The sequence below is a fragment of the Achromobacter sp. GQ309 genome, assembly GCF_059759315.1.
Window position 1 is genome coordinate 271,989 of the sequence record NZ_JCAXDP010000008.1, and the last position, 17,586, is coordinate 289,574.

Here is a 17,586-nt window from a genome sequence, read left to right on the forward strand (position 1 = left end):
CCTCAGGACCCTTTTTTCTGGCGCAGCAGCGCCTGCTTGAAGCGTTCAAACTCTTGATTGAAGTCAAGTGTACGCTTCTGAGACGTCATGGCCGCCAGGACGCTGCTGCCGCCGCCTTGCGGCTTGACCCAGATCCAGACACGACGATCGCGAATGTAGAACATGGAGAACACGCCCAGGACCAGCAGCAGGCTGCCCAGGTAGACCGTGTTTTTGCCCGGGGTGCGGCTGACCTGGAACACGCTGGCCTGCACGTGATTGAAGTCGGCCAGCGACAGGAACACCGGCGCGGGATAGACGGTCAGGTCGGACAGCGCCGCCACCGCCAGACGCGACCACACCGCCGCGCGTTCGCCTTCCTGGCCCTCGACGGGCACGGGCGGCTGACCCGCGCGTTCGCGCGCGATGGCACGCAATTCGTTCATGCTGGCGCCGATCAGGCGGATCACGACATCGGCCGCGCGCTCAAGGTCCGGGGCGGGCGTATTGGCTTGCAGGAAAGCCGCGACGGCCTGCAGGCCGCCAGCGGCAAAGGTGTCCAGCGCGCGCTCTGCCGCGGTCTCCAGCGGTTGGCGGTCCGCGCCCGATGGGCTGTTGCGTTCGGCAAAGCGGCGGGCGGCTTCCTTGCGCGCGGCCGGATCGGCCAGGGTGGCGCGCAGGCGCATGAATTCAGCGATGGTGCTGTCGTCGTCGGCCGGAATGCGCAGATAGCGGAACGGCTCGGACGCGTTGTTGCGCACGCCGGCCAGGAACACGGCCGCGCCGTCCAGCTCGACGGGCAGCATGTAGTTCTGGAATTCGTGCGCCTGGCCCGCATCGTCGATCAGCTTGTACTCGACGCTGGGCCCGACGTTGCGCAGGTTCTCGTTCTTCTTGCCGGCCGCGCTGCCGGCAACCGATGCCACGTGTTCGGCAAAGCTCTGGTCGGCGCCTTTGGGGTCACCCCGGGTCAGGTCCTCGACGTTGATGGGACGCATGGCCGTGATCTCGATGCCCATGCTGCGCGGGCCCTTGGCCGTCTGCGCGGTGAGCTCGCTGGTCTTGCCGACCGTGCCATCGACCGAGAACGTGGCGTCGTTGGCGCCCACCAGCGGATAACCCTTGAGCGCGACCGTGCTGCCGCCATCGTCAAAGCTGGATTGATAGACCGTCATGCCCTTGAAGCGCAGCGGTTCGTTGACCTCGATGGTGGAATCGAAGGTCTTGCCGGTGTCCGGGTCCGTGACCTCGACTTCGCTGGCGAAGCGGCTGGGCATACCGGTGGAGTAATAGTCGACAACGAACTTCTTGAGCTTGAGCGTGAAGGGCATCGGCTGCACCAGGGCGCCGTCACCCACCATCACGACCGCGGTGCTGGCCTGGCCGCCCTCGGGCACGAGGACGCTGGCGCGAAAGCTCGGGTTGTTGACCGACAGGCGGCCGCTTTCCGGCACTTCGGAGATCAGCATGTTGTCGACGATGGGCTGCTTGCCGCCGAACATGACCTGCAGGCGCACCGGCAACTCGCTGTCGAGCAGGCCGCCGATACAGATGATGACCATGGCCGCGTGGGCGAACACATAACCCAGGCGGTTCGCGCTGCCCTTCTTGGCGGCCAGCAGGACGCCATCCTGGTCCTCGCGCACGCGCACCGCATACCCCATGCGGCCCAGCAGCGCCTTCAGGCCGGTCACGGTCTGCGGCACGCCGGTGGGCTCGGTGGTTTCCACGCGATGCGGGAATGCGCGCAAGCTGCCCTCGCGCACGTGCTCGCGGAACGACCGGGCGTCGCGCAGCATCTTGGGCGCATTGCGGATCAGGCACACCGAGGTCGACACGACCAGAAAGCCCATGATCAGCAGGAACCACCAGCTGTTGTAGACGTGCCAGATGGAGAACTTGTCGAACACTTCAAACCAGAACGGGCCGAACTGGTCGATGTAGTTGTTGGACGAGCGGTTCTGCTGCAGCACCGTTCCCACGAGGCTGGCCACGCAGATGAACATCAGCAGGCTGACGGCAAAACGCATCGAACCCAGAAGTTCAAAGAGATCGCCTGGCAGGCTGCGCAAAGAGGGGCGGGAGTGGGTTCGAGTCGAATTCATGAAAAAAGGGGGGCCGCGCTATCGGCTACCCCCCTCATAGACAGTGCATGACGGAACGAGGTTCCGGCACGCGCAAGTTGCATCAACGCGGACCGGCCGCGCACGTTGCGGCCGATCGTTTACCGAAGGCCGGCCGCGTAATCCGACACCGCCTTGATGTCGGCGTCCGACATGCGGTCCGCGATGGCATGCATGACGTCGTTCTTGCGGTCGCCGCTACGGAAAAGCTTCAGTTGCTCTTCGATGTACACGGGGAACTGGCCCGACAGACGGGGGTACTGACCGGGAATCCCGGCGCCATTGGCAGAATGGCATGCCGCGCAAGCCGGGACGTTGCGGTCTGGCAAACCGCCACGCCAGATCTTTTGACCTAGCTCAACCAGGTTCTCATGGCCAGCCGTGGCGGGCTCTTTGAGCGGCTGCGTTGCCAGGTACAGCGCGATGTTCTGCATGTCGGCCGGCGTCAGGTTCTGCACCATGACGGTCATGGGGCTGGGATTGCCGCCCGGGCCGTTGCGAACAGGCGCTTTGGCGCCTTCCTTCACCTTGAAGTCGGCAAGCTGCTTGGCCAGGTATTCGTGCGGCTGCGCGGCCAGGTTCGGGTTCACCGGAATGGTGCTGTTACCCGCCGCGCCGTGACAGGAGGCACAGGCAATGATGCCGCGGGCCGCGTCGCCTTGGTCAAACAGCTGACCGCCCTTGGCGGCATCTGGTTTGGCCGGGCCCGCAGCGCCATTGGCGGCGAAACTCGTAGCAGAGAGGGCGGAGGCGCCGAGCAACAGCCCGCTCGCAACCAACATCCGGGACAGCACACGCTTCATGAAGACCTCGACGATCACATCGATCAAGGCGCAAAAAGGCGCCCACGCCTGCCCGCACTCGCAGTAAAACCGTATCGAACCTGTTTTGCTTGTCCTGCTTGCGATCTTTCTGCGAAGCTGCGTCAGCGCTGCCCGAAAGGGGCTTTTATCGGCTGGATGACAGCTAAACAGTAAGCAAAAAAGACGGCTCCGCGCACGGGGACCACTGTAGCAAACGCCGGATTATACAATAGGGCTCGAAACCAACCGTATCGAAAGCCATCCGTGTCCCTCCTACATCGCGCCTCCTTCCTCACTTCCGCGGCTCGCCTCGACCAGTTGCCGCCCGCCGGCGCTCCCGAGGTCTGCTTTGTCGGCCGCTCCAACGCCGGCAAGTCCACGTCCATCAACGTGCTGTGCAACCAGCGCCGTCTTGCGTTCTCCAGCAAGACGCCGGGCCGCACGCGCCTGATCAACATGTTCGGCCTGCCGGACCCGCTGGACCCGGAAGCCCACATCGGCTATCTGGTCGACCTGCCCGGCTACGGCTATGCGTCCGTGGCCCGCAACGAGAAGGAAAAGTGGGCGGACATCCTGGGCGGCTACCTGCGCGACCGTGAGTCGCTCGTCGGCATCGTGCTGCTCATCGACATCCGCCGCGGCGTGACGGAACTGGACCGGCGTCTGGCGAATTTCATTGCCCCCACCGGCCGCCCGGTGCTGGCGCTGCTGACCAAGGCCGACAAGCTGCCGTACGGACAGCGCATGCGCACCGTGTTCTCGGTCCGCAAGGATCTGGCCGACATCGGCGCGCTGCACACGATTCCCTTCTCGGCGCCTGAGCGCATCGGCCTGGAAGAAGCCGGCGCCCACATCGAAAATTGGATTTCCCCCAAGGTCGTACCATGAACCCGCAGATCATCACCCCTGAGTTTCCGGTTTCCCGCCCCCGCCGCCTGCGCCGCGACGACTTCACCCGCCGTCTGGTGCGCGAGAACGCACTGACGGTCAATGACCTGATCTACCCCGTCTTCGTGGCCGAAGGCTCCGGCCTGCGGCAGGCCGTGGCGTCCCTGCCCGGCGTGGTCCGCTATTCGCTGGACACGCTGCTGCCCGTGGCCGAGGAATGCGTGGCGCTGGGCATCCCCGTGCTGTCGCTCTTTCCCGCCATCGACCCGTCGCTCAAGACGCCCGACGGCATCGAAGCCACCAATCCCGACGGCCTGATCCCGCGCGTGGTCCGCGAGCTGAAGTCGCGTTTCCCGGAACTGGGCGTGCTGTGCGATGTGGCTCTGGACCCGTACACCAGCCACGGCCAGGACGGCGTCATCGATGCGGACGGCTACGTGGTCAACGAACCCACCGTCGAGATCCTGGTCAAGCAGGCGCTCACGCAGGCTGAAGCCGGCGTCGACATGGTCGCCCCCAGCGACATGATGGACGGCCGCATCGGCGCGGTGCGTCGCGCGCTCGAGGCCAACGGCCACATCCACACGCGCATCATGGCGTATTCGGCCAAGTACGCCAGCGCGTTCTACGGTCCCTTCCGCGATGCCGTGGGCTCGGCCACCAATCTGGGCAAGTCCAACAAGATGGCTTACCAGATGGATCCGGGCAACATCGACGAGGCGCTGCGCGAAGTGGCCGGCGACCTGCAGGAAGGCGCCGACATGGTGATGGTCAAGCCAGGCATGCCTTACCTGGACGTGCTGCGCCGGGTCAAGGACACGTTCCGCGTGCCGACCTTCGCCTACCAGGTCAGCGGCGAATACGCCATGATCAAGGCGGCCGCCGCCAATGGCTGGCTGGATCACGACAAGGTCATGATGGAAGCGCTGCTGGCCTTCAAGCGCGCCGGCGCGGACGGCATCCTGACGTACTTCGCCATCGAAGCGGCCAAGCTGCTGAAAAACCAGCGCTAGAAGGACCTCCGGGCGCGGCGGCTTTGGCCGTCTGCGCTCGGCGCCTCCCGCCGGCCAGGACGCCGGCATCCCCCGCCATCAAGCCTTTGCGGCGGCAGCCCGCGCCGGCTGCGCGCCGCGGCGCAGCCCCAGCCACGTCCCGCCCAGCACACAGCCCAGACCGACGACATGCGTCAGCGTGACGTGCTCGTCCAGGAACAGGGCCGCGAACAGCAGCCCGAAGATCGGCAGCCAGTTCACGAACAGCGCGGCGCGGCTGATCCCCAGCCGCGCGATGCCCGCGTTCCACACGATGTTGCTGATACCGGACGCGACCACCGCCGAAAACATCAGCACCGCCCAAGGCCACCATGCCATCTGCCACGTCTCAGCGTGGTACGACGACGGCGTCAGCGCGGCATGTCCCACCAGCATCACGCCGCCGGCCAGGTACATGTACCAGAGCATCCCCAGCGGATCCATCATGCGTGACATCCGCTGGATGACGAGGCCGCCAAACACGAACACCAGCACGGCCACGAACACCACGGCATCGCCCCAGCCGGTCAACCCGAGCTGCGCGCCGCTGCCCACCACCACCATGCCGACGCCCAGGAGGCCGAGCAGCGCGCCGGCAATGCGAGTCGCCGTGAGTTTTTCTCGGTAGAAGATGGCGGCAAGAAAGGCGGACAGCAACGGACTGGTGGCCATGATCAGCGTGCCGTTGGCCGCCGACGACACGCGCAAACCCGACACCAACGCCACCTGGTGCGCATACACGACCAGAAAGCCGGCAAGCGCCACCCAGCCCAGCTGCGCGCTACCCAACTTCGGGATACGGCCGCCGCGCGCCTTGATGATGAGGGTGACGGTAATGAACGCAATGACGATCCGAACGGCGGCGAGCGCCTGGATGTCCATGTGCTGGGTCAGATACTTGATGGAGACGATGTTCAGGCCCCACGTGGCCATGACGAACATCAATTGAAGATAAATCAGACCGTTCCGGTCCTGACTTGCATCAACGGTGGGGGACGTCACGGCGCCGGCCTGGAGGGAGTGGGATGCGCCGCGCGGGCAGCGAAGCGATCATGGTATATCGCGCCCTTTCTTGATTCAACGCAAGCATCGTTGCGTTGCGCGCATCAGACGCTGGCGCATGCCCCGCCGCCAGCGTGCTCGTCCCTCAACGCACGAGCACGCGGTCCAGCGATTCCGTGAAGCGCTTTGCGTCCTGAAAGCCCACTACGCGCGCATCCGCGATTTCCTTACCGCCCGGCTCGAAGAACATGATGCCCGGCGGGCCGAACAGCCGGAAGCGCTTGAGCAGCGCGCGGTCGTCGGCATTGTTCGCGGTCACATCCGCCTGCACCAGCACCATGCCCGCCATGCGCTGCGCGACGCCCGGATCCGTGAAGGTGAAGCGCTCCATCTCGCGGCACGACACGCACCAGTCCGCATAGAAGTCCAGCATCACCGGCCGGGTGCTTTGCGCCAGCAGCGCGTCCAGCTCGGCATTGCTGCGCACACGCGTGAAATGGACCTCGCCCGCAGTGGCGGCGCCGGCAGCCGGCGCATCGCCGCGCGCGGCCAAGTGCGACAGCGGCTGCAGCACATCGCGCCCGCCACTGGCCGCACCGACGAGCCACGCCGCGGCCGCCAGGGCAAGCAACAAGCCCAGGCCCTTGCCGAACATGCGCCCGGCGCCCGCGCCTTGCGGCAAGGCGTCGAAGGCGCGCAGCATCACGGCCGACACGACAGCCAGGAACGCCCACCCCGTCATCTGGACCCAGGTGGGCACGACGGGAATCAGCATCCACCACGCGGTCGCCAGCAGCAGCATGCCGAACAGCCGCTTGACGCCGTCCATCCACGGTCCGGCCTTGGGCAGCAAGGCGGACGACGACGCGCCGACGATCAACAGCGGCACGCCCATCCCCCATGCCATCGCAAACAGCGCCGATCCGCCCAGGACCACGTCCCCGGTCTGCGAGATATACAGCAGGGCGCCGGCCAGCGGCGCGGCCACGCACGGGCCGACGATCAGCGCCGACAAGGCGCCCATGACCAGGGCGCCGGTGTAGCGTCCGCCCGGCACGCGCGACGAGCGCTCGGACAGCATCGCCTGCACACCCGACGGCATCTGGAACGTGAAGACATCGAACATCGCCAGCGCCAGCACGGTCAGCAGGATGGCAAAGAGGGTCAGGATCCACGGCGTCTGCAACCAGGCCGCGAGCCCCGCGCCGCTCAGGCCGGCTGCCACGCCCAGCGCGGTGTACACCACCGACATGCCCAGCACGTAGGTGGCGGCCAAAGCCAATCCGCGTCCGCGGCTAGGCCGCTCCTGCTGCGCGCCGCCCAGCACGATGGACGACAGGATGGGGATCATGGGCAGCACGCACGGCGTGAAAGCCAGCAACAGGCCCAGCACCAGAAACACGCCAGCCGTCTTGATCCATCCCAGGCCACCCAGCGCGTCGGCCAGGCCCGTGTCTCCGGCATTGACCAGCGCGGACAAGCCGCCGGAAGCCGCTTGCGGCGCCAACGCCCCGCCAAGCCCCGTGCCCGCCACCGTATATCCACCTGCCACAGGCGTGAGCTTCACGGTGCTGTCCATCGGCGGATAGCAAAGGCCGGCATCCGCGCAGCCCTGGCCCGTCAGCGTCAGCGTGAACGGCTGTCCGCCGGCTCCCACCGGGACGCGGATCGTCACGTCCTTGTGGAAGACTTCCATGTCCTTTTCAAAGGTCGGGTCGTACTTGACCTCGCCCTTGGGATAAACGGCCTCGCCCAACGTGGTGGCATCGGCGGGGCTGATGGCAATGGCGAAGCGCTCGCGGTACATGTAATAGCCGGGCGCGACCTTGTAGTGCAGCTCCAGCGTGTCCGCGGACGCCATGTTGGCGCTGAACACGAACGCCTTTTCAGGCTCCAGGAACTCGGTATCCGCGCGCGCGGCAGCCTGCCATCCGAACAGCAGGATGGCCATCGCCAGCAGCATCAGGCAGTGCCTGAAAAAGGGGGAGGTCGCGCTCTCGGCGCGTCCGCGCGCGCCGACCGTACCGGCAAGTTGCAACATCAGTTTCTCTTGTTCTGCGTAATGGCCGTCTGCTCGCGCACCCAGTCCAGGTATGGCGCTGCGCCGGCGATGACCGGCAGCACGATGACCTCGGGAACGTCGTAGGGATGCATTTTCGACAAGGCCTGCACGACGGCGGCATGCCGCGCGTAGGTCGTCTTGATCTGGATGGGGATTTCTTCCGTCCCTTCGACCTCTCCGTTCCACAGGTAGATGGACAACCCGGGCGCGCCGAGGTTCACGCACGCGGCCAGTCCGTCTTCGACGAGCACGTGCGCAATGCGTTTGGCCAGCAACAGGTCCGGCGCATTGCTGATGACCAGCACGACGTCGTCATCGCGCAACATGGAGCCTCCTTGGGATACCCGCGTGGGATGTAACTCGCGGTATTTTATCGGTATTGCGGCCACCTTCCCGGAACCGCCGCGCGCCAGGCCGCCGCGCCGCCCTCTTACACGCCGAGGCAAGCATGTCCGACAACTGCCTGTTCTGCCGCATCGCCCGTCACGAGATTCCCGCGCACGTCATCCACGAAGACGATCGCCTGCTGGCCTTCCTCGACATCCAGCCCGTGCGCCCCGGGCATACGCTGATCATTCCCAAGCAGCACTATCCCTATTACGAAGACATGCCGGCTGACCTTGCCGCCAGCATCGTCAACCTGGGCCAGCGGTTGGGCCGCCAGATGAAACGCCTGTACGGCGTCGAGCGCGTGGGATTTGCGTTCACGGGCATCCATGTCGCGCACGCGCACGCCCATGTCGTTCCGATGCATCACCCGCAGGACGTGACGTCCACGCAGTACATCGAGCAGCAGGACCTGACTTTCAGGATGCCGCCTCAGCCGCCCCAGGATGTGTTGGCCGCCACAGCCGCGGAGCTTCGGGGGCAGTTGCGCGGCGGGCGCGAACGCGAGGATGGGGGCAACGCCTGATCGGTGGATTCGCGCCTCATCGCGAATCGCAGCGCCCCATCGCGACGCCAAAAAAAACAAGGGCGGGTCCGAAGACCCGCCCTTGTCGCTTATCTAGCTGCCGAAATTACTCGGCGCTGTCCTCAGCGGCTTCATCGACTTCCGGACGGTCAACCAGTTCCATGAAAGCCATGGGAGCGTTGTCGCCTTGACGGAAGCCCATCTTCAGCACGCGGGTGTAGCCGCCGTTACGGGCCGCGTAGCGCGGGCCGATTTCGGCAAACAGCTTCACAACCGCATCGCGATCGCGCAGACGGGCAAAAGCCAGACGCTTGTTCGCGAGCGTGGGCTCCTTGCCCAGCGTGATCAGGGGTTCGATGACGCGGCGCAATTCTTTCGCCTTCGGCAGCGTGGTCTTGATGGCTTCGTGGGTGATCAACGAAACGGCCATGTTGCGGAACATGGCAAGACGGTGACTGCTGGTGCGGTTGAGCTTACGCAAGCCATTACCGTGACGCATGATAAGTTTCCTTTGAATCTAAAGAAGGCGTTTCCGCCATCGGGTTGCCGGCTCTTCTATCAGCCTGCAATCAGGCTGCGGTCCGGTAGAAAACGGGGCATTTTACGACGATTTCGCAAACTGCCCGGCGGTGAGGCCGGGCGCTGCGGGAGACGCCCCTTTTCAGGGGCGGCACCCTTTCAAGACTTACGGACGCTCCAGGCCCAGGGGCGGCCAGTTCTCGAGCTTCATGCCGAGCGTCAGGCCACGTGCAGCCAGCACTTCCTTGATCTCGTTGAGCGACTTGCGACCCAGGTTCGGGGTCTTGAGCAGCTCGTTTTCGGTACGCTGGATCAGGTCGCCAATGTAGTAGATGTTTTCGGCCTTCAGGCAGTTGGCCGAACGCACCGTCAGCTCCAGGTCGTCGACCGGACGCAGCAGCACCGGGTCGATCTGCGGCGTGCCGCGGACCGGGGCTTCGTACGAATCGCCAGCGCCTTCCAGGGCGGCGAAGACCGAGATCTGGTCCATCAGGATGCGGGCCGACTGGCGCACCGCTTCCTCGGGCGAGATGACGCCGTTGGTTTCGATGTCCAGGACCAGCTTGTCCAGGTCGGTGCGTTGTTCAACGCGGGCGCTTTCAACGGCGTAGCTCACGCGGCGGACCGGGCTGAACGACGCGTCCAGAACGATGCGGCCGATGGTGTGGGTGCGGTCTTCCGACAGCGCGCGCACGTTGCCCGGCACGTAGCCGCGGCCCTTTTCGACCTTGATCTGCATTTCCAGCTTGCCTGCTTCCGTCAGGTTGCAGATGGCGTGGCCGGGGTTGATGATCTCGACGTCGTGCGGCAGCTCGATGTCGCTGGCCAGCACCGTGCCGGCGCCGGACTTGCGCAGAACCAGCGTCACTTCGTCGCGGTTGTGCAGCTTGAAGACCACGCCCTTCAGGTTCAGCAGGATGTCGACGACATCTTCGCGAACGCCCGGGATGGTCGAGTATTCGTGCACCACGCCCGTCATCTGGACTTCGGTCGGCGCGTAGCCGGTCATCGAAGACAGCAGGATGCGGCGCAGGGCGTTGCCCAGCGTGTGACCGTAGCCACGCTCGAACGGCTCCATCACGATCTTGGCATGGTGCGTGCCGACCGGTTCGACTTCAATGGAGCGCGGCTTCAGGAAACCTTGAGTGGACATTTACTGTGTTCCTTTTCAATACCCTCGGCTCGTTACACCGATAAGGCTGATGGACAGGGTGAGACTTGATGCTCAAACCATGGGCGGCGCAAAAACGCTGCCCGATACTTACCGCAAAGCCCGCTCCACCAAATGGCGAAAGCGGGCTGCTGCGGGACTTGCTAACGGGTCAACCGGGTCGCGTGACCAGCTTGCCAGCACCTTGCGAAGGAGGCGCCGGCAGGCGTGATTAACGCGAGTACAGTTCGACGACCATCGATTCGTTGATGTCGCGAGCGACGTCAGCGCGATCGGGGGCCGACTTGAACGTGCCGGTCAGCTTGGCCGCGTCGACTTCCACCCACTGGGGGATGCCGATGCTGGTGGCCAGGTCGAGCGATTCCTTGATACGGCCTTGCTTCTTGGCCTTTTCACGAACCGAGACGACGTCGCCAGCCTTGACCAGCATCGAAGCGATGTCAGCCGTGTGGCCGTTCAGTTCGATGGCGCGGTGGCTCACCAGCTGGCGAGCTTCGGCGCGCGTCGAGCCGAAGCCCATGCGGTAGACGACGTTGTCCAGACGCGATTCCAGCAGCTGGATCAGCGTTTCGCCGGTGTTGCCACGGCGACGCTCGGCTTCAGCGAAGTACTTGCGGAATTGCTTTTCCAGCACGCCGTACATGCGCTTCAGCTTTTGCTTTTCGCGCAGCTGCAGGCCGTAGTCGGAAGTGCGGGCACCCGAAGTGCGGCCGTGTTGGCCAGGCTTGGAATCCAGCTTGCACTTGGAATCCAGCGAGCGGCGGGCGCTCTTCAGGAACAGGTCAGTACCCTCGCGGCGCGAGAGCTTGCATTTGGGTCCAATATAACGTGCCATGTGGATTCCCTTTAGATACGACGACGCTTCGGCGGACGGCAGCCGTTGTGCGGAACGGGCGTGATGTCGGCGATGGACGAAATCTTGATGCCCAGCGCGTTCAGCGCACGGACCGACGACTCGCGGCCAGGACCGGGGCCCTTGATGCGGACTTCCAGCGTCTTGATGCCGTACTCGAGCGCAACGCGGCCAGCCGTTTCAGCGGCAACCTGCGCGGCAAACGGGGTCGACTTGCGCGAACCCTTGAAGCCAGCACCGCCCGACGTGGCCCACGACAGTGCGTTGCCCTGACGATCGGTGATGGTGATGATGGTGTTGTTGAACGAAGCGTGAACGTGCGCGATGCCGTCCGAGACGTTCTTCTTGACCTTTTTGCGCACGCGCGAAGCGCCGCTGGTGGAAGCTTTCGCCATAATCCTGTTCCTCGATTATTTCTTCAGGGACGCAGCAGCACGACGCGGGCCCTTACGGGTCCGGGCGTTGGTGCGAGTGCGCTGGCCGCGCACGGGCAAACCGCGCTTGTGACGCATACCGCGGTAGGTTCCCAGGTCGATCAAACGCTTGATCGAGAGCTGTACTTCACGACGCAGGTCGCCTTCAACCGTGAACAAACCAACATGTTCGCGGACGCGTTCCAATTCAGCGTCGCTCAGATCCTTGACCTTTTTGTCAAAGGGTACGTTTGCCGCTTCGCAAATCTTGCGAGCGCGCGTACGACCGATGCCAAAAATGGCGGTCAGGCCGATCTCGGCGTGCTGTTGCGGCGGAATGTTAATGCCAGCAATACGGGCCATGACTGTTCCTTGAATAAATCCGTTGCGTAGTCGCTAACCCGAGTTAGCCTTGACGCTGCTTGTGACGCGGGTCGGTGCAGATAACGCGCACCACGCCGTGACGTTTGATAACTTTGCAGTTGCGGCAGATCCGCTTAACCGATGCCATTACTTTCATGGTTGACTCCTAATTTTCCGTAATCCGGTTTCGCTCACTTGGAGCGGAAAACAATCCTGGCTCGCGTCAGGTCATAGGGCGTGAGCTCCACTGTGACCTTGTCACCCGGCAGGATCCGGATGTAATGCATACGCATCTTGCCGGAAATATGGCCCAACACCACGTGGCCGTTTTCGAGCTTGACGCGAAATGTCGCGTTCGGGAGGTTCTCAAGAACCTCACCTTGCATCTGAATGACGTCGTCCTTGGACATTCTTTTGCTTACCGCATCGGCAAACCCGCGCCCTTGAAGTTGGCCTTCTTGAGCAACGAGTCGTACTGGTGAGACATCATGTAGGCCTGAACCTGCGCCATGAAATCCATCGTCACCACCACAATGATCAACAGAGACGTACCACCGAAGTAGAAGGGAACGTTCCAGCGCATCACCAAGAATTCCGGCAACAGGCACACCAACGTGATGTAGATGGCACCTGCGAGCGTCAAACGCATCAGGATCTTGTCGATGTAGCGCGCCGTTTGCTCGCCCGGACGGATGCCCGGAACAAACGCACCACTCTTCTTCAGGTTGTCCGCCGTTTCGCGGCTGTTGAAAACCAGAGCCGTGTAGAAAAAGCAGAAGAAAATAATCGCGACCGAGTACAGCGTGATGTAGAGCGGTTGACGAGGCGACAGGGCCGCAGCCAGGTCGCTAAGCCAGCGCATGTTCTCGCTGCTGGAGAACCAGCTCGTGATCGTGGCCGGGAACAGAATGATCGACGACGCGAAGATCGGCGGAATCACCCCTGCCATGTTCAGCTTCAGCGGCAAATGCGAGCTTTGACCACCGTAGACCTTGTTGCCGACCTGACGCTTGGCGTAGTTCACCGTGATCTTGCGCTGTCCGCGTTCCACGAACACCACAAAAGCGGTAACCAGCACCACCAGAGCCACGATGAACAGTGCCGAAAGCACAGACATCGCGTTGGTGCGGACCAGGTCCAACAGTGCAGCCAGCGCCGCGGGAAGACCCGCCACGATACCTGCGAAGATCAGGATGGAAATCCCGTTGCCCAGACCGCGTTCCGTGATCTGCTCACCCAGCCACATGACGAACATGGTGCCAGTGACCAAAGTCACGACGGTCGTGAAGCGGAACAGCATGCCCGGATCGATCACCAGTCCCTGCTGAGACTCCAACGCCACCGAAATGCCCACGGCTTGCACCAGCGCCAGCACGACCGTGCCGTAGCGGGTGTATTGGGTAATCTTCCGACGGCCGGATTCGCCCTCTTTCTTGAGCGCTTCCAGCGACGGCACCACCACCGACATCAACTGCATGATGATGGATGCCGAAATGTACGGCATGATCCCCAGGGCAAAAATCGAGAAACGCGAGAGCGCTCCGCCCGAGAACATGTTGAACAGGCCCAGGATCCCGCCCTGGTTCTGACGGAACAAGTCCGCCAGCGCGTCCGGGTTGATACCCGGAACCGGGATGTGTGTACCCAAACGGTAAACCACCAGGGCGAGCACCAGGAACACCAGACGGCGCTTCAGATCGCCGTATCGTGCTCCGGATTTGCCCAATGCCTGCGCGTTAGCCACTCGTCACCTCTGATCAAGCAAGCGAGCCGCCCGCGGCTTCGATGGCGGCGCGAGCGCCGGCCGTCGCGGTAATGCCCTTGAGCACGACCTTGCGCGAGAGTTCACCAGACTTGATGACCTTGGCGTAACGAACCGCCTGGCCAATCACGCCGGCCGCCTTCAGCGCTTGCACATCGATGTCATCGATGGGCAGGGCCTGGAGGTCCGACAAGAGAACTTGTGCATACAGGTGTTGACCCAGCGGGGTGAAACCACGCTTGGGCAGGCGACGTTGCAGCGGCATTTGACCGCCTTCGAAGCCAACCTTGTGGAAACCGCCCGAGCGCGACTTCTGACCCTTGTGACCACGGCCGGCGGTCTTACCCAGACCCGAACCGATGCCACGGCCGACGCGGCGCTTGGCGTGCTTGGAGCCCTCGGCGGGCTTCAGCGTATTAAGTTGCATATCCGACATGGTGATTCCTTAGGCTTCCGAGACGGAAACGAGATAATCCACCTTACGGATCATCCCACGCACCTCGGGCGTATCGACCAGCACGCGGCTGCTGTTGATGCGGCCCAAGCCCAAACCGCGAACCGTATCACGGTGCGATTGCTTGGTACCGATCACCGAGCGCACGAGGGTCACTTTGATCTGCTTCTGAGCCATGATTTACCCCAGGATCTCTTCGACCGTCTTGCCGCGCTTGGCAGCAACATCGGCCGGGGTCAGGGAGGCGCGCAGGCCGTTCAACGTGGCGCGAACCATGTTGTAGGGGTTGCTCGAGCCCAGGCTCTTGGCAACCACGTTACGCACACCCATCACTTCGAAAATAGCGCGCATCGGGCCGCCGGCGATAACGCCAGTACCTTCAGCAGCGGGCGAAATCAGCACGGTAGCGGCGCCATGCTTGCCGACCACGGTGTGGTGCAGCGTGCCGTTCTTCAGAGCGACCTTGAACATGCCGCGACGGGCTTGTTCCATGGCCTTCTGAACGGACACCGGCACTTCACGCGCCTTGCCCTTACCCATGCCGATGCGGCCATCGCCATCGCCAACCACGGTCAGCGCGGCAAAGCTCATGGTGCGACCACCCTTGACCACTTTGCTCACGCGGTTGACCGCGATCATCTTTTCGCGGAGGCCGTCATCGTTCTCTTTTTCCGCGGCGTTCTTGCCTTGTACTTTAGCCATTTGACAGATCCTCGCTTAGAACTTCAGGCCGGCTTCACGCGCGGCATCGGCCAGCGCCTTGACGCGGCCATGGTAACGAAAGCCCGAGCGATCGAAAGCGACCAGTTCGATACCGGCAGCCTTGGCCTTTTCGGCCACGCGCTTGCCAACCAGCGTCGCAGCGGCTTTGTTGCCACCCTGACCGGTTTGGCCGGCCAGTTGCGCACGCACTTCGGCTTCCACCGTCGAGGCGCTGACCAGAACGCGATCGCCTTCCGGCGAAATGATGTTGGCGTAGATGTGCTGGTTCGAGCGGAAAATCGAGAGGCGATGAACGCGCAGCTCGTTGATCTTCCGGCGAGTCGGAACCGCACGACGCAAACGGGAAACTTTTTTGTCCATGATTCGTCCTTGCGTGCGCCGTTATTTCTTCTTGGTTTCTTTGATGACGACGCGTTCGTCCGAGTAACGCACGCCCTTGCCCTTGTAGGGTTCGGGTTCGCGGTACGCGCGGATTTCAGCGGCCACCTGACCGACGACTTGCTTGTTGGAGCCCTTGATGACGATTTCCGTCTGGGTGGGGCATTCGGCCTTGATACCGGCCGGCAACTGATGCAAAACGTCGTGCGAGAAACCGAGCTGCAGCTTAACGGCGTCGCCTTGAACCGAGGCGCGGTAACCCACGCCGACCAGGTTCAGCTTGCGCTCGAATCCCTTGCTCACGCCGTTGACCATGTTGGCCACGAGCGCGCGCACGGTGCCCGACATGGCGTTGGCGTGACGGGAATCGTTGGCAGCGGCAAACGTGAGCTTGCCACCGTCCAGCGAGATCGTGACGTCGCCAGTCAGGGGTTGGGTCAGGGAGCCCAGCGGGCCCTTGACAGTGATCTGATCCTGCTTGATGTCAGCTTCGACACCCTTGGGCAGTTCGACCGGATACTTAGCGATACGTGACATTCGAATTTCTCCTTAGGCCACGTAGCACAGCACTTCGCCGCCGACGCCGTTGGCGCGAGCCTTACGGTCGGTCATGACGCCGCGCGAGGTCGAAACGATAGCCACGCCCAGGCCGTTCATGACCTGAGGAATGCTGGTACGGCCCTTGTAGATACGCAGACCAGGGCGCGAGACGCGTTCGATGCGCTCGATGACCGGACGGCCAGCGTAGTACTTCAGGGTGATCTCGAGCTCAGGCTTGGCCTGGGTGCCCTTGATTTCAAAGCTGTCGATGTAGCCTTCGTCTTTCAGCACAGCGGCAATAGCCGCCTTCAGCTTCGAGGAGGGCATGCTCACCGTAACTTTGTCCACTTGCTGCGCATTGCGAATGCGGGTCAGCATATCGGCGATGGGATCGCTCATGCTCATATTGTTTCTCCTACCAGCTGGCCTTGGTGATGCCGGGGATTTCACCCTTCATCGCCATTTCACGCAGTTTGTGGCGCGTCAGGCCGAACTTGCGGAACACGCCGCGAGGACGACCGGTGACCACGCAGCGGTTGCGTTGACGCGTCGGGTTGGCATTGCGCGGCAGCTGTTGCAGCTTGAGCCGAGCTTGGTAACGTTCTTCGTCGGTCTTCGACTGGTCGTCGATGATCGCCTTCAACTCAGCGCGCTTGGCAGCGAACTTGTCAGCCAGCTTGGCGCGCTTGATGTCGCGATTGATGAGGGAAAGTTTAGCCACGTCATCAGCCCCTTAGTTACGGAACGGGAAGCTGAAGGCCGTCAACAGCGCCTTGGCTTCTTCGTCGGTCTTGGCGGAGGTGGTGATGCTGATGTTCAGCCCACGCAGCGCGTCGATCTTGTCGTACTCGATTTCGGGGAAAATGATCTGCTCTTTCACCCCGATGTTGTAGTTGCCACGGCCGTCGAACGCACGACCCGAGATACCGCGGAAGTCGCGCACGCGAGGCAGCGCAACCGCCACCAGGCGATCCAGGAATTCGTACATGCGTTGACCACGCAGCGTGACCATGCAACCAATCGGGTAGTTTTCGCGGATCTTGAAACCGGCGATAGCCTTCTTGGTCTTCGTCACGACGGGCTTCTGGCCGGCGATCTTGGTCAGATCCGACACAGCGTGCTCGATGACTTTCTTGTCGGAGACCGCTTCCGAGACACCCATGTTCAGGGTGATCTTGGTGATGCGCGGCACTTCCATTGCGCTCTTGTAGCCAAACTTGGCCTGCAGGTCGCCAGCGACCTTGCTCTTGTAGAAATCTTGCAAACGAGACATGTCTATCGCCCCTTACGCCTTGGCGCCGACAACGGCACCATTGGAACGGAACACGCGGACCTTGCGACCTTCGACTTCTTGAACGCCCACGCGGTCGCCACGACCGGTTGCGGGGTTGAAGAGCGCCACATTCGAGATGTGGATCGGCATGGTCTTTTCGACAATCCCGCCCGGGTTGTTAGCCATCGGGTTGGCTTTCACGTGCTTCTTGGCAACGTTGACGCCTTCGACCAGAACGTGGTCGGCGCCAACGCGGGCCAGCACCGTGCCACGACGCTTCTTGTCGCGGCCGGTCAGGACGATGACTTCGTCGCCTTTACGAATGTTGTTCATCGT

General features: G+C 63.0%; 25 protein-coding genes. 3 read left to right on the top strand and 22 right to left on the bottom strand.

Annotation, left to right across the window (positions count from 1 at the left end; all coding sequences use genetic code 11):
* Positions 1 to 2: 2 nt before the first annotated feature.
* Positions 3 to 2,084 carry a cytochrome c biogenesis protein ResB gene (locus tag AC6CIE_RS24330; protein ID WP_175124775.1) on the bottom strand — a complete coding sequence of 694 codons (2,082 nt, stop codon included), beginning with the start codon at positions 2,082 to 2,084 and terminating at the stop codon, positions 3 to 5.
* A 119-nt stretch (positions 2,085 to 2,203) separates the two neighbouring features.
* Positions 2,204 to 2,905, bottom strand: coding sequence for a c-type cytochrome (locus tag AC6CIE_RS24335; protein ID WP_175124857.1), 702 nt, complete (start codon positions 2,903 to 2,905; stop codon positions 2,204 to 2,206).
* Between the two features lie 264 nt (positions 2,906 to 3,169).
* Here AC6CIE_RS24335 and yihA point away from each other — a divergent pair, with 264 nt between their 5' ends.
* Positions 3,170 to 3,793, top strand: coding sequence for a ribosome biogenesis GTP-binding protein YihA/YsxC (gene yihA, locus AC6CIE_RS24340; RefSeq protein ID WP_056571052.1), 624 nt, complete (start codon positions 3,170 to 3,172; stop codon positions 3,791 to 3,793).
* Complete coding sequence (gene hemB, locus AC6CIE_RS24345) at positions 3,790 to 4,806, top strand: porphobilinogen synthase (protein ID WP_239216356.1); 1,017 nt, start codon at positions 3,790 to 3,792, stop codon at positions 4,804 to 4,806. The genes yihA and hemB overlap by 4 nt, the downstream gene beginning before the upstream one ends.
* 78 nt (positions 4,807 to 4,884) lie before the next feature.
* On the opposite strand, the gene AC6CIE_RS24350 is transcribed toward hemB, so the two are convergent.
* The 3 genes from AC6CIE_RS24350 to cutA all read right to left on the bottom strand — a co-directional run bounded on the left by AC6CIE_RS24350 (position 4,885) and on the right by cutA (position 8,214).
* Complete coding sequence (locus tag AC6CIE_RS24350) at positions 4,885 to 5,766, bottom strand: DMT family transporter (protein WP_175124858.1); 882 nt, start codon at positions 5,764 to 5,766, stop codon at positions 4,885 to 4,887.
* Positions 5,767 to 5,971: 205 nt separating this feature from the next.
* On the bottom strand, positions 5,972 to 7,867 hold the full coding sequence (dsbD, locus tag AC6CIE_RS24355) for a protein-disulfide reductase DsbD (protein WP_452003214.1): 1,896 nt from the start codon (positions 7,865 to 7,867) through the stop codon (positions 5,972 to 5,974).
* Positions 7,867 to 8,214 (bottom strand): divalent-cation tolerance protein CutA, encoded by a 348-nt coding sequence (gene cutA, locus AC6CIE_RS24360; RefSeq protein ID WP_452003217.1) that lies wholly within the window; start codon positions 8,212 to 8,214, stop codon positions 7,867 to 7,869. The genes dsbD and cutA overlap by 1 nt, the downstream gene beginning before the upstream one ends.
* Positions 8,215 to 8,336: 122 nt before the next feature.
* Here cutA and AC6CIE_RS24365 point away from each other — a divergent pair, with 122 nt between their 5' ends.
* The gene (locus AC6CIE_RS24365; protein ID WP_175136922.1) at positions 8,337 to 8,801 is read left to right on the top strand and encodes an HIT family protein; all 465 of its coding nucleotides are present in this window, start codon (positions 8,337 to 8,339) and stop codon (positions 8,799 to 8,801) included.
* A 106-nt stretch (positions 8,802 to 8,907) separates the two neighbouring features.
* Here the strand turns inward: AC6CIE_RS24365 and rplQ are convergent, their stop codons facing one another.
* From rplQ to rplX, 17 genes are all read right to left on the bottom strand, one after another.
* The gene (rplQ, locus tag AC6CIE_RS24370; RefSeq protein WP_006389635.1) at positions 8,908 to 9,300 is read right to left on the bottom strand and encodes a 50S ribosomal protein L17; all 393 of its coding nucleotides are present in this window, start codon (positions 9,298 to 9,300) and stop codon (positions 8,908 to 8,910) included.
* 186 nt (positions 9,301 to 9,486) lie between these two features.
* Positions 9,487 to 10,473 carry a DNA-directed RNA polymerase subunit alpha gene (locus tag AC6CIE_RS24375; RefSeq protein ID WP_008169002.1) on the bottom strand — a complete coding sequence of 329 codons (987 nt, stop codon included), beginning with the start codon at positions 10,471 to 10,473 and terminating at the stop codon, positions 9,487 to 9,489.
* A 229-nt stretch (positions 10,474 to 10,702) separates the two neighbouring features.
* Entirely contained in the window at positions 10,703 to 11,326 is a 624-nt protein-coding gene (rpsD, locus tag AC6CIE_RS24380; RefSeq protein ID WP_175124780.1) for a 30S ribosomal protein S4, read from the bottom strand.
* A gap of 11 nt (positions 11,327 to 11,337) precedes the next feature.
* Complete coding sequence (gene rpsK, locus AC6CIE_RS24385) at positions 11,338 to 11,739, bottom strand: 30S ribosomal protein S11 (RefSeq protein WP_006216516.1); 402 nt, start codon at positions 11,737 to 11,739, stop codon at positions 11,338 to 11,340.
* 15 nt (positions 11,740 to 11,754) lie between these two features.
* Positions 11,755 to 12,120 (bottom strand): 30S ribosomal protein S13, encoded by a 366-nt coding sequence (rpsM, locus tag AC6CIE_RS24390; RefSeq protein ID WP_008168996.1) that lies wholly within the window; start codon positions 12,118 to 12,120, stop codon positions 11,755 to 11,757.
* Positions 12,121 to 12,163: 43 nt separating this feature from the next.
* Positions 12,164 to 12,277, bottom strand: coding sequence for a 50S ribosomal protein L36 (rpmJ, locus tag AC6CIE_RS24395; RefSeq protein ID WP_003806928.1), 114 nt, complete (start codon positions 12,275 to 12,277; stop codon positions 12,164 to 12,166).
* Positions 12,278 to 12,311: 34 nt separating this feature from the next.
* Positions 12,312 to 12,530, bottom strand: a complete 219-nt coding sequence (gene infA, locus AC6CIE_RS24400; protein ID WP_003806927.1) for a translation initiation factor IF-1 — start codon at positions 12,528 to 12,530, stop codon at positions 12,312 to 12,314.
* Between the two features lie 8 nt (positions 12,531 to 12,538).
* Complete coding sequence (gene secY, locus AC6CIE_RS24405; RefSeq protein ID WP_056327063.1) at positions 12,539 to 13,864, bottom strand: preprotein translocase subunit SecY; 1,326 nt, start codon at positions 13,862 to 13,864, stop codon at positions 12,539 to 12,541.
* 13 nt (positions 13,865 to 13,877) lie between these two features.
* Positions 13,878 to 14,318, bottom strand: a complete 441-nt coding sequence (gene rplO / locus AC6CIE_RS24410; protein WP_175124781.1) for a 50S ribosomal protein L15 — start codon at positions 14,316 to 14,318, stop codon at positions 13,878 to 13,880.
* A 9-nt stretch (positions 14,319 to 14,327) separates the two neighbouring features.
* The gene (gene rpmD / locus AC6CIE_RS24415) at positions 14,328 to 14,513 is read right to left on the bottom strand and encodes a 50S ribosomal protein L30 (protein WP_006216520.1); all 186 of its coding nucleotides are present in this window, start codon (positions 14,511 to 14,513) and stop codon (positions 14,328 to 14,330) included.
* Between the two features lie 3 nt (positions 14,514 to 14,516).
* Positions 14,517 to 15,038, bottom strand: a complete 522-nt coding sequence (rpsE, locus tag AC6CIE_RS24420; protein WP_008168987.1) for a 30S ribosomal protein S5 — start codon at positions 15,036 to 15,038, stop codon at positions 14,517 to 14,519.
* A gap of 15 nt (positions 15,039 to 15,053) precedes the next feature.
* Complete coding sequence (gene rplR / locus AC6CIE_RS24425; RefSeq protein ID WP_008168985.1) at positions 15,054 to 15,419, bottom strand: 50S ribosomal protein L18; 366 nt, start codon at positions 15,417 to 15,419, stop codon at positions 15,054 to 15,056.
* A 21-nt stretch (positions 15,420 to 15,440) separates the two neighbouring features.
* Positions 15,441 to 15,974 carry a 50S ribosomal protein L6 gene (gene rplF, locus AC6CIE_RS24430; RefSeq protein ID WP_062838799.1) on the bottom strand — a complete coding sequence of 178 codons (534 nt, stop codon included), beginning with the start codon at positions 15,972 to 15,974 and terminating at the stop codon, positions 15,441 to 15,443.
* A 12-nt stretch (positions 15,975 to 15,986) separates the two neighbouring features.
* On the bottom strand, positions 15,987 to 16,382 hold the full coding sequence (gene rpsH, locus AC6CIE_RS24435; RefSeq protein WP_006216525.1) for a 30S ribosomal protein S8: 396 nt from the start codon (positions 16,380 to 16,382) through the stop codon (positions 15,987 to 15,989).
* Between the two features lie 10 nt (positions 16,383 to 16,392).
* Positions 16,393 to 16,698, bottom strand: a complete 306-nt coding sequence (gene rpsN, locus AC6CIE_RS24440) for a 30S ribosomal protein S14 (protein ID WP_006216527.1) — start codon at positions 16,696 to 16,698, stop codon at positions 16,393 to 16,395.
* A gap of 12 nt (positions 16,699 to 16,710) precedes the next feature.
* The gene (gene rplE / locus AC6CIE_RS24445; RefSeq protein ID WP_008168978.1) at positions 16,711 to 17,250 is read right to left on the bottom strand and encodes a 50S ribosomal protein L5; all 540 of its coding nucleotides are present in this window, start codon (positions 17,248 to 17,250) and stop codon (positions 16,711 to 16,713) included.
* A gap of 12 nt (positions 17,251 to 17,262) precedes the next feature.
* The gene (rplX, locus tag AC6CIE_RS24450; RefSeq protein ID WP_008168975.1) at positions 17,263 to 17,583 is read right to left on the bottom strand and encodes a 50S ribosomal protein L24; all 321 of its coding nucleotides are present in this window, start codon (positions 17,581 to 17,583) and stop codon (positions 17,263 to 17,265) included.
* Positions 17,584 to 17,586: the final 3 nt, after the last annotated feature.

What these genes read in the sequence shown, in the direction of transcription:
- rpmD (WP_006216520.1), bottom strand. Translation starts at nt 14,513, where the DNA reads ATGGCTCAGAAGCAGATCAAAGTGACCCTCGTGCGCTCGGTGATCGGT.
- rplF (WP_062838799.1), bottom strand. Translation starts at nt 15,974, where the DNA reads ATGTCACGTATCGCTAAGTATCCGGTCGAACTGCCCAAGGGTGTCGAA.
- cutA (WP_452003217.1), bottom strand. Translation starts at nt 8,214, where the DNA reads ATGTTGCGCGATGACGACGTCGTGCTGGTCATCAGCAATGCGCCGGAC.
- AC6CIE_RS24335 (WP_175124857.1), bottom strand. Translation starts at nt 2,905, where the DNA reads ATGAAGCGTGTGCTGTCCCGGATGTTGGTTGCGAGCGGGCTGTTGCTC.
- rpsK (WP_006216516.1), bottom strand. Translation starts at nt 11,739, where the DNA reads ATGGCGAAAGCTTCCACCAGCGGCGCTTCGCGCGTGCGCAAAAAGGTC.
- rpsD (WP_175124780.1), bottom strand. Translation starts at nt 11,326, where the DNA reads ATGGCACGTTATATTGGACCCAAATGCAAGCTCTCGCGCCGCGAGGGT.
- rplO (WP_175124781.1), bottom strand. Translation starts at nt 14,318, where the DNA reads ATGTCGGATATGCAACTTAATACGCTGAAGCCCGCCGAGGGCTCCAAG.
- rplR (WP_008168985.1), bottom strand. Translation starts at nt 15,419, where the DNA reads ATGGACAAAAAAGTTTCCCGTTTGCGTCGTGCGGTTCCGACTCGCCGG.
- AC6CIE_RS24350 (WP_175124858.1), bottom strand. Translation starts at nt 5,766, where the DNA reads ATGTTCGTCATGGCCACGTGGGGCCTGAACATCGTCTCCATCAAGTAT.
- infA (WP_003806927.1), bottom strand. Translation starts at nt 12,530, where the DNA reads ATGTCCAAGGACGACGTCATTCAGATGCAAGGTGAGGTTCTTGAGAAC.
- rplE (WP_008168978.1), bottom strand. Translation starts at nt 17,250, where the DNA reads ATGTCTCGTTTGCAAGATTTCTACAAGAGCAAGGTCGCTGGCGACCTG.
- AC6CIE_RS24330 (WP_175124775.1), bottom strand. Translation starts at nt 2,084, where the DNA reads ATGAATTCGACTCGAACCCACTCCCGCCCCTCTTTGCGCAGCCTGCCA.
- rpmJ (WP_003806928.1), bottom strand. Translation starts at nt 12,277, where the DNA reads ATGAAAGTAATGGCATCGGTTAAGCGGATCTGCCGCAACTGCAAAGTT.
- rplX (WP_008168975.1), bottom strand. Translation starts at nt 17,583, where the DNA reads ATGAACAACATTCGTAAAGGCGACGAAGTCATCGTCCTGACCGGCCGC.
- rpsH (WP_006216525.1), bottom strand. Translation starts at nt 16,382, where the DNA reads ATGAGCATGAGCGATCCCATCGCCGATATGCTGACCCGCATTCGCAAT.
- hemB (WP_239216356.1), top strand. Translation starts at nt 3,790, where the DNA reads ATGAACCCGCAGATCATCACCCCTGAGTTTCCGGTTTCCCGCCCCCGC.
- AC6CIE_RS24365 (WP_175136922.1), top strand. Translation starts at nt 8,337, where the DNA reads ATGTCCGACAACTGCCTGTTCTGCCGCATCGCCCGTCACGAGATTCCC.
- rpsE (WP_008168987.1), bottom strand. Translation starts at nt 15,038, where the DNA reads ATGGCTAAAGTACAAGGCAAGAACGCCGCGGAAAAAGAGAACGATGAC.
- dsbD (WP_452003214.1), bottom strand. Translation starts at nt 7,867, where the DNA reads ATGTTGCAACTTGCCGGTACGGTCGGCGCGCGCGGACGCGCCGAGAGC.
- rplQ (WP_006389635.1), bottom strand. Translation starts at nt 9,300, where the DNA reads ATGCGTCACGGTAATGGCTTGCGTAAGCTCAACCGCACCAGCAGTCAC.
- rpsM (WP_008168996.1), bottom strand. Translation starts at nt 12,120, where the DNA reads ATGGCCCGTATTGCTGGCATTAACATTCCGCCGCAACAGCACGCCGAG.
- AC6CIE_RS24375 (WP_008169002.1), bottom strand. Translation starts at nt 10,473, where the DNA reads ATGTCCACTCAAGGTTTCCTGAAGCCGCGCTCCATTGAAGTCGAACCG.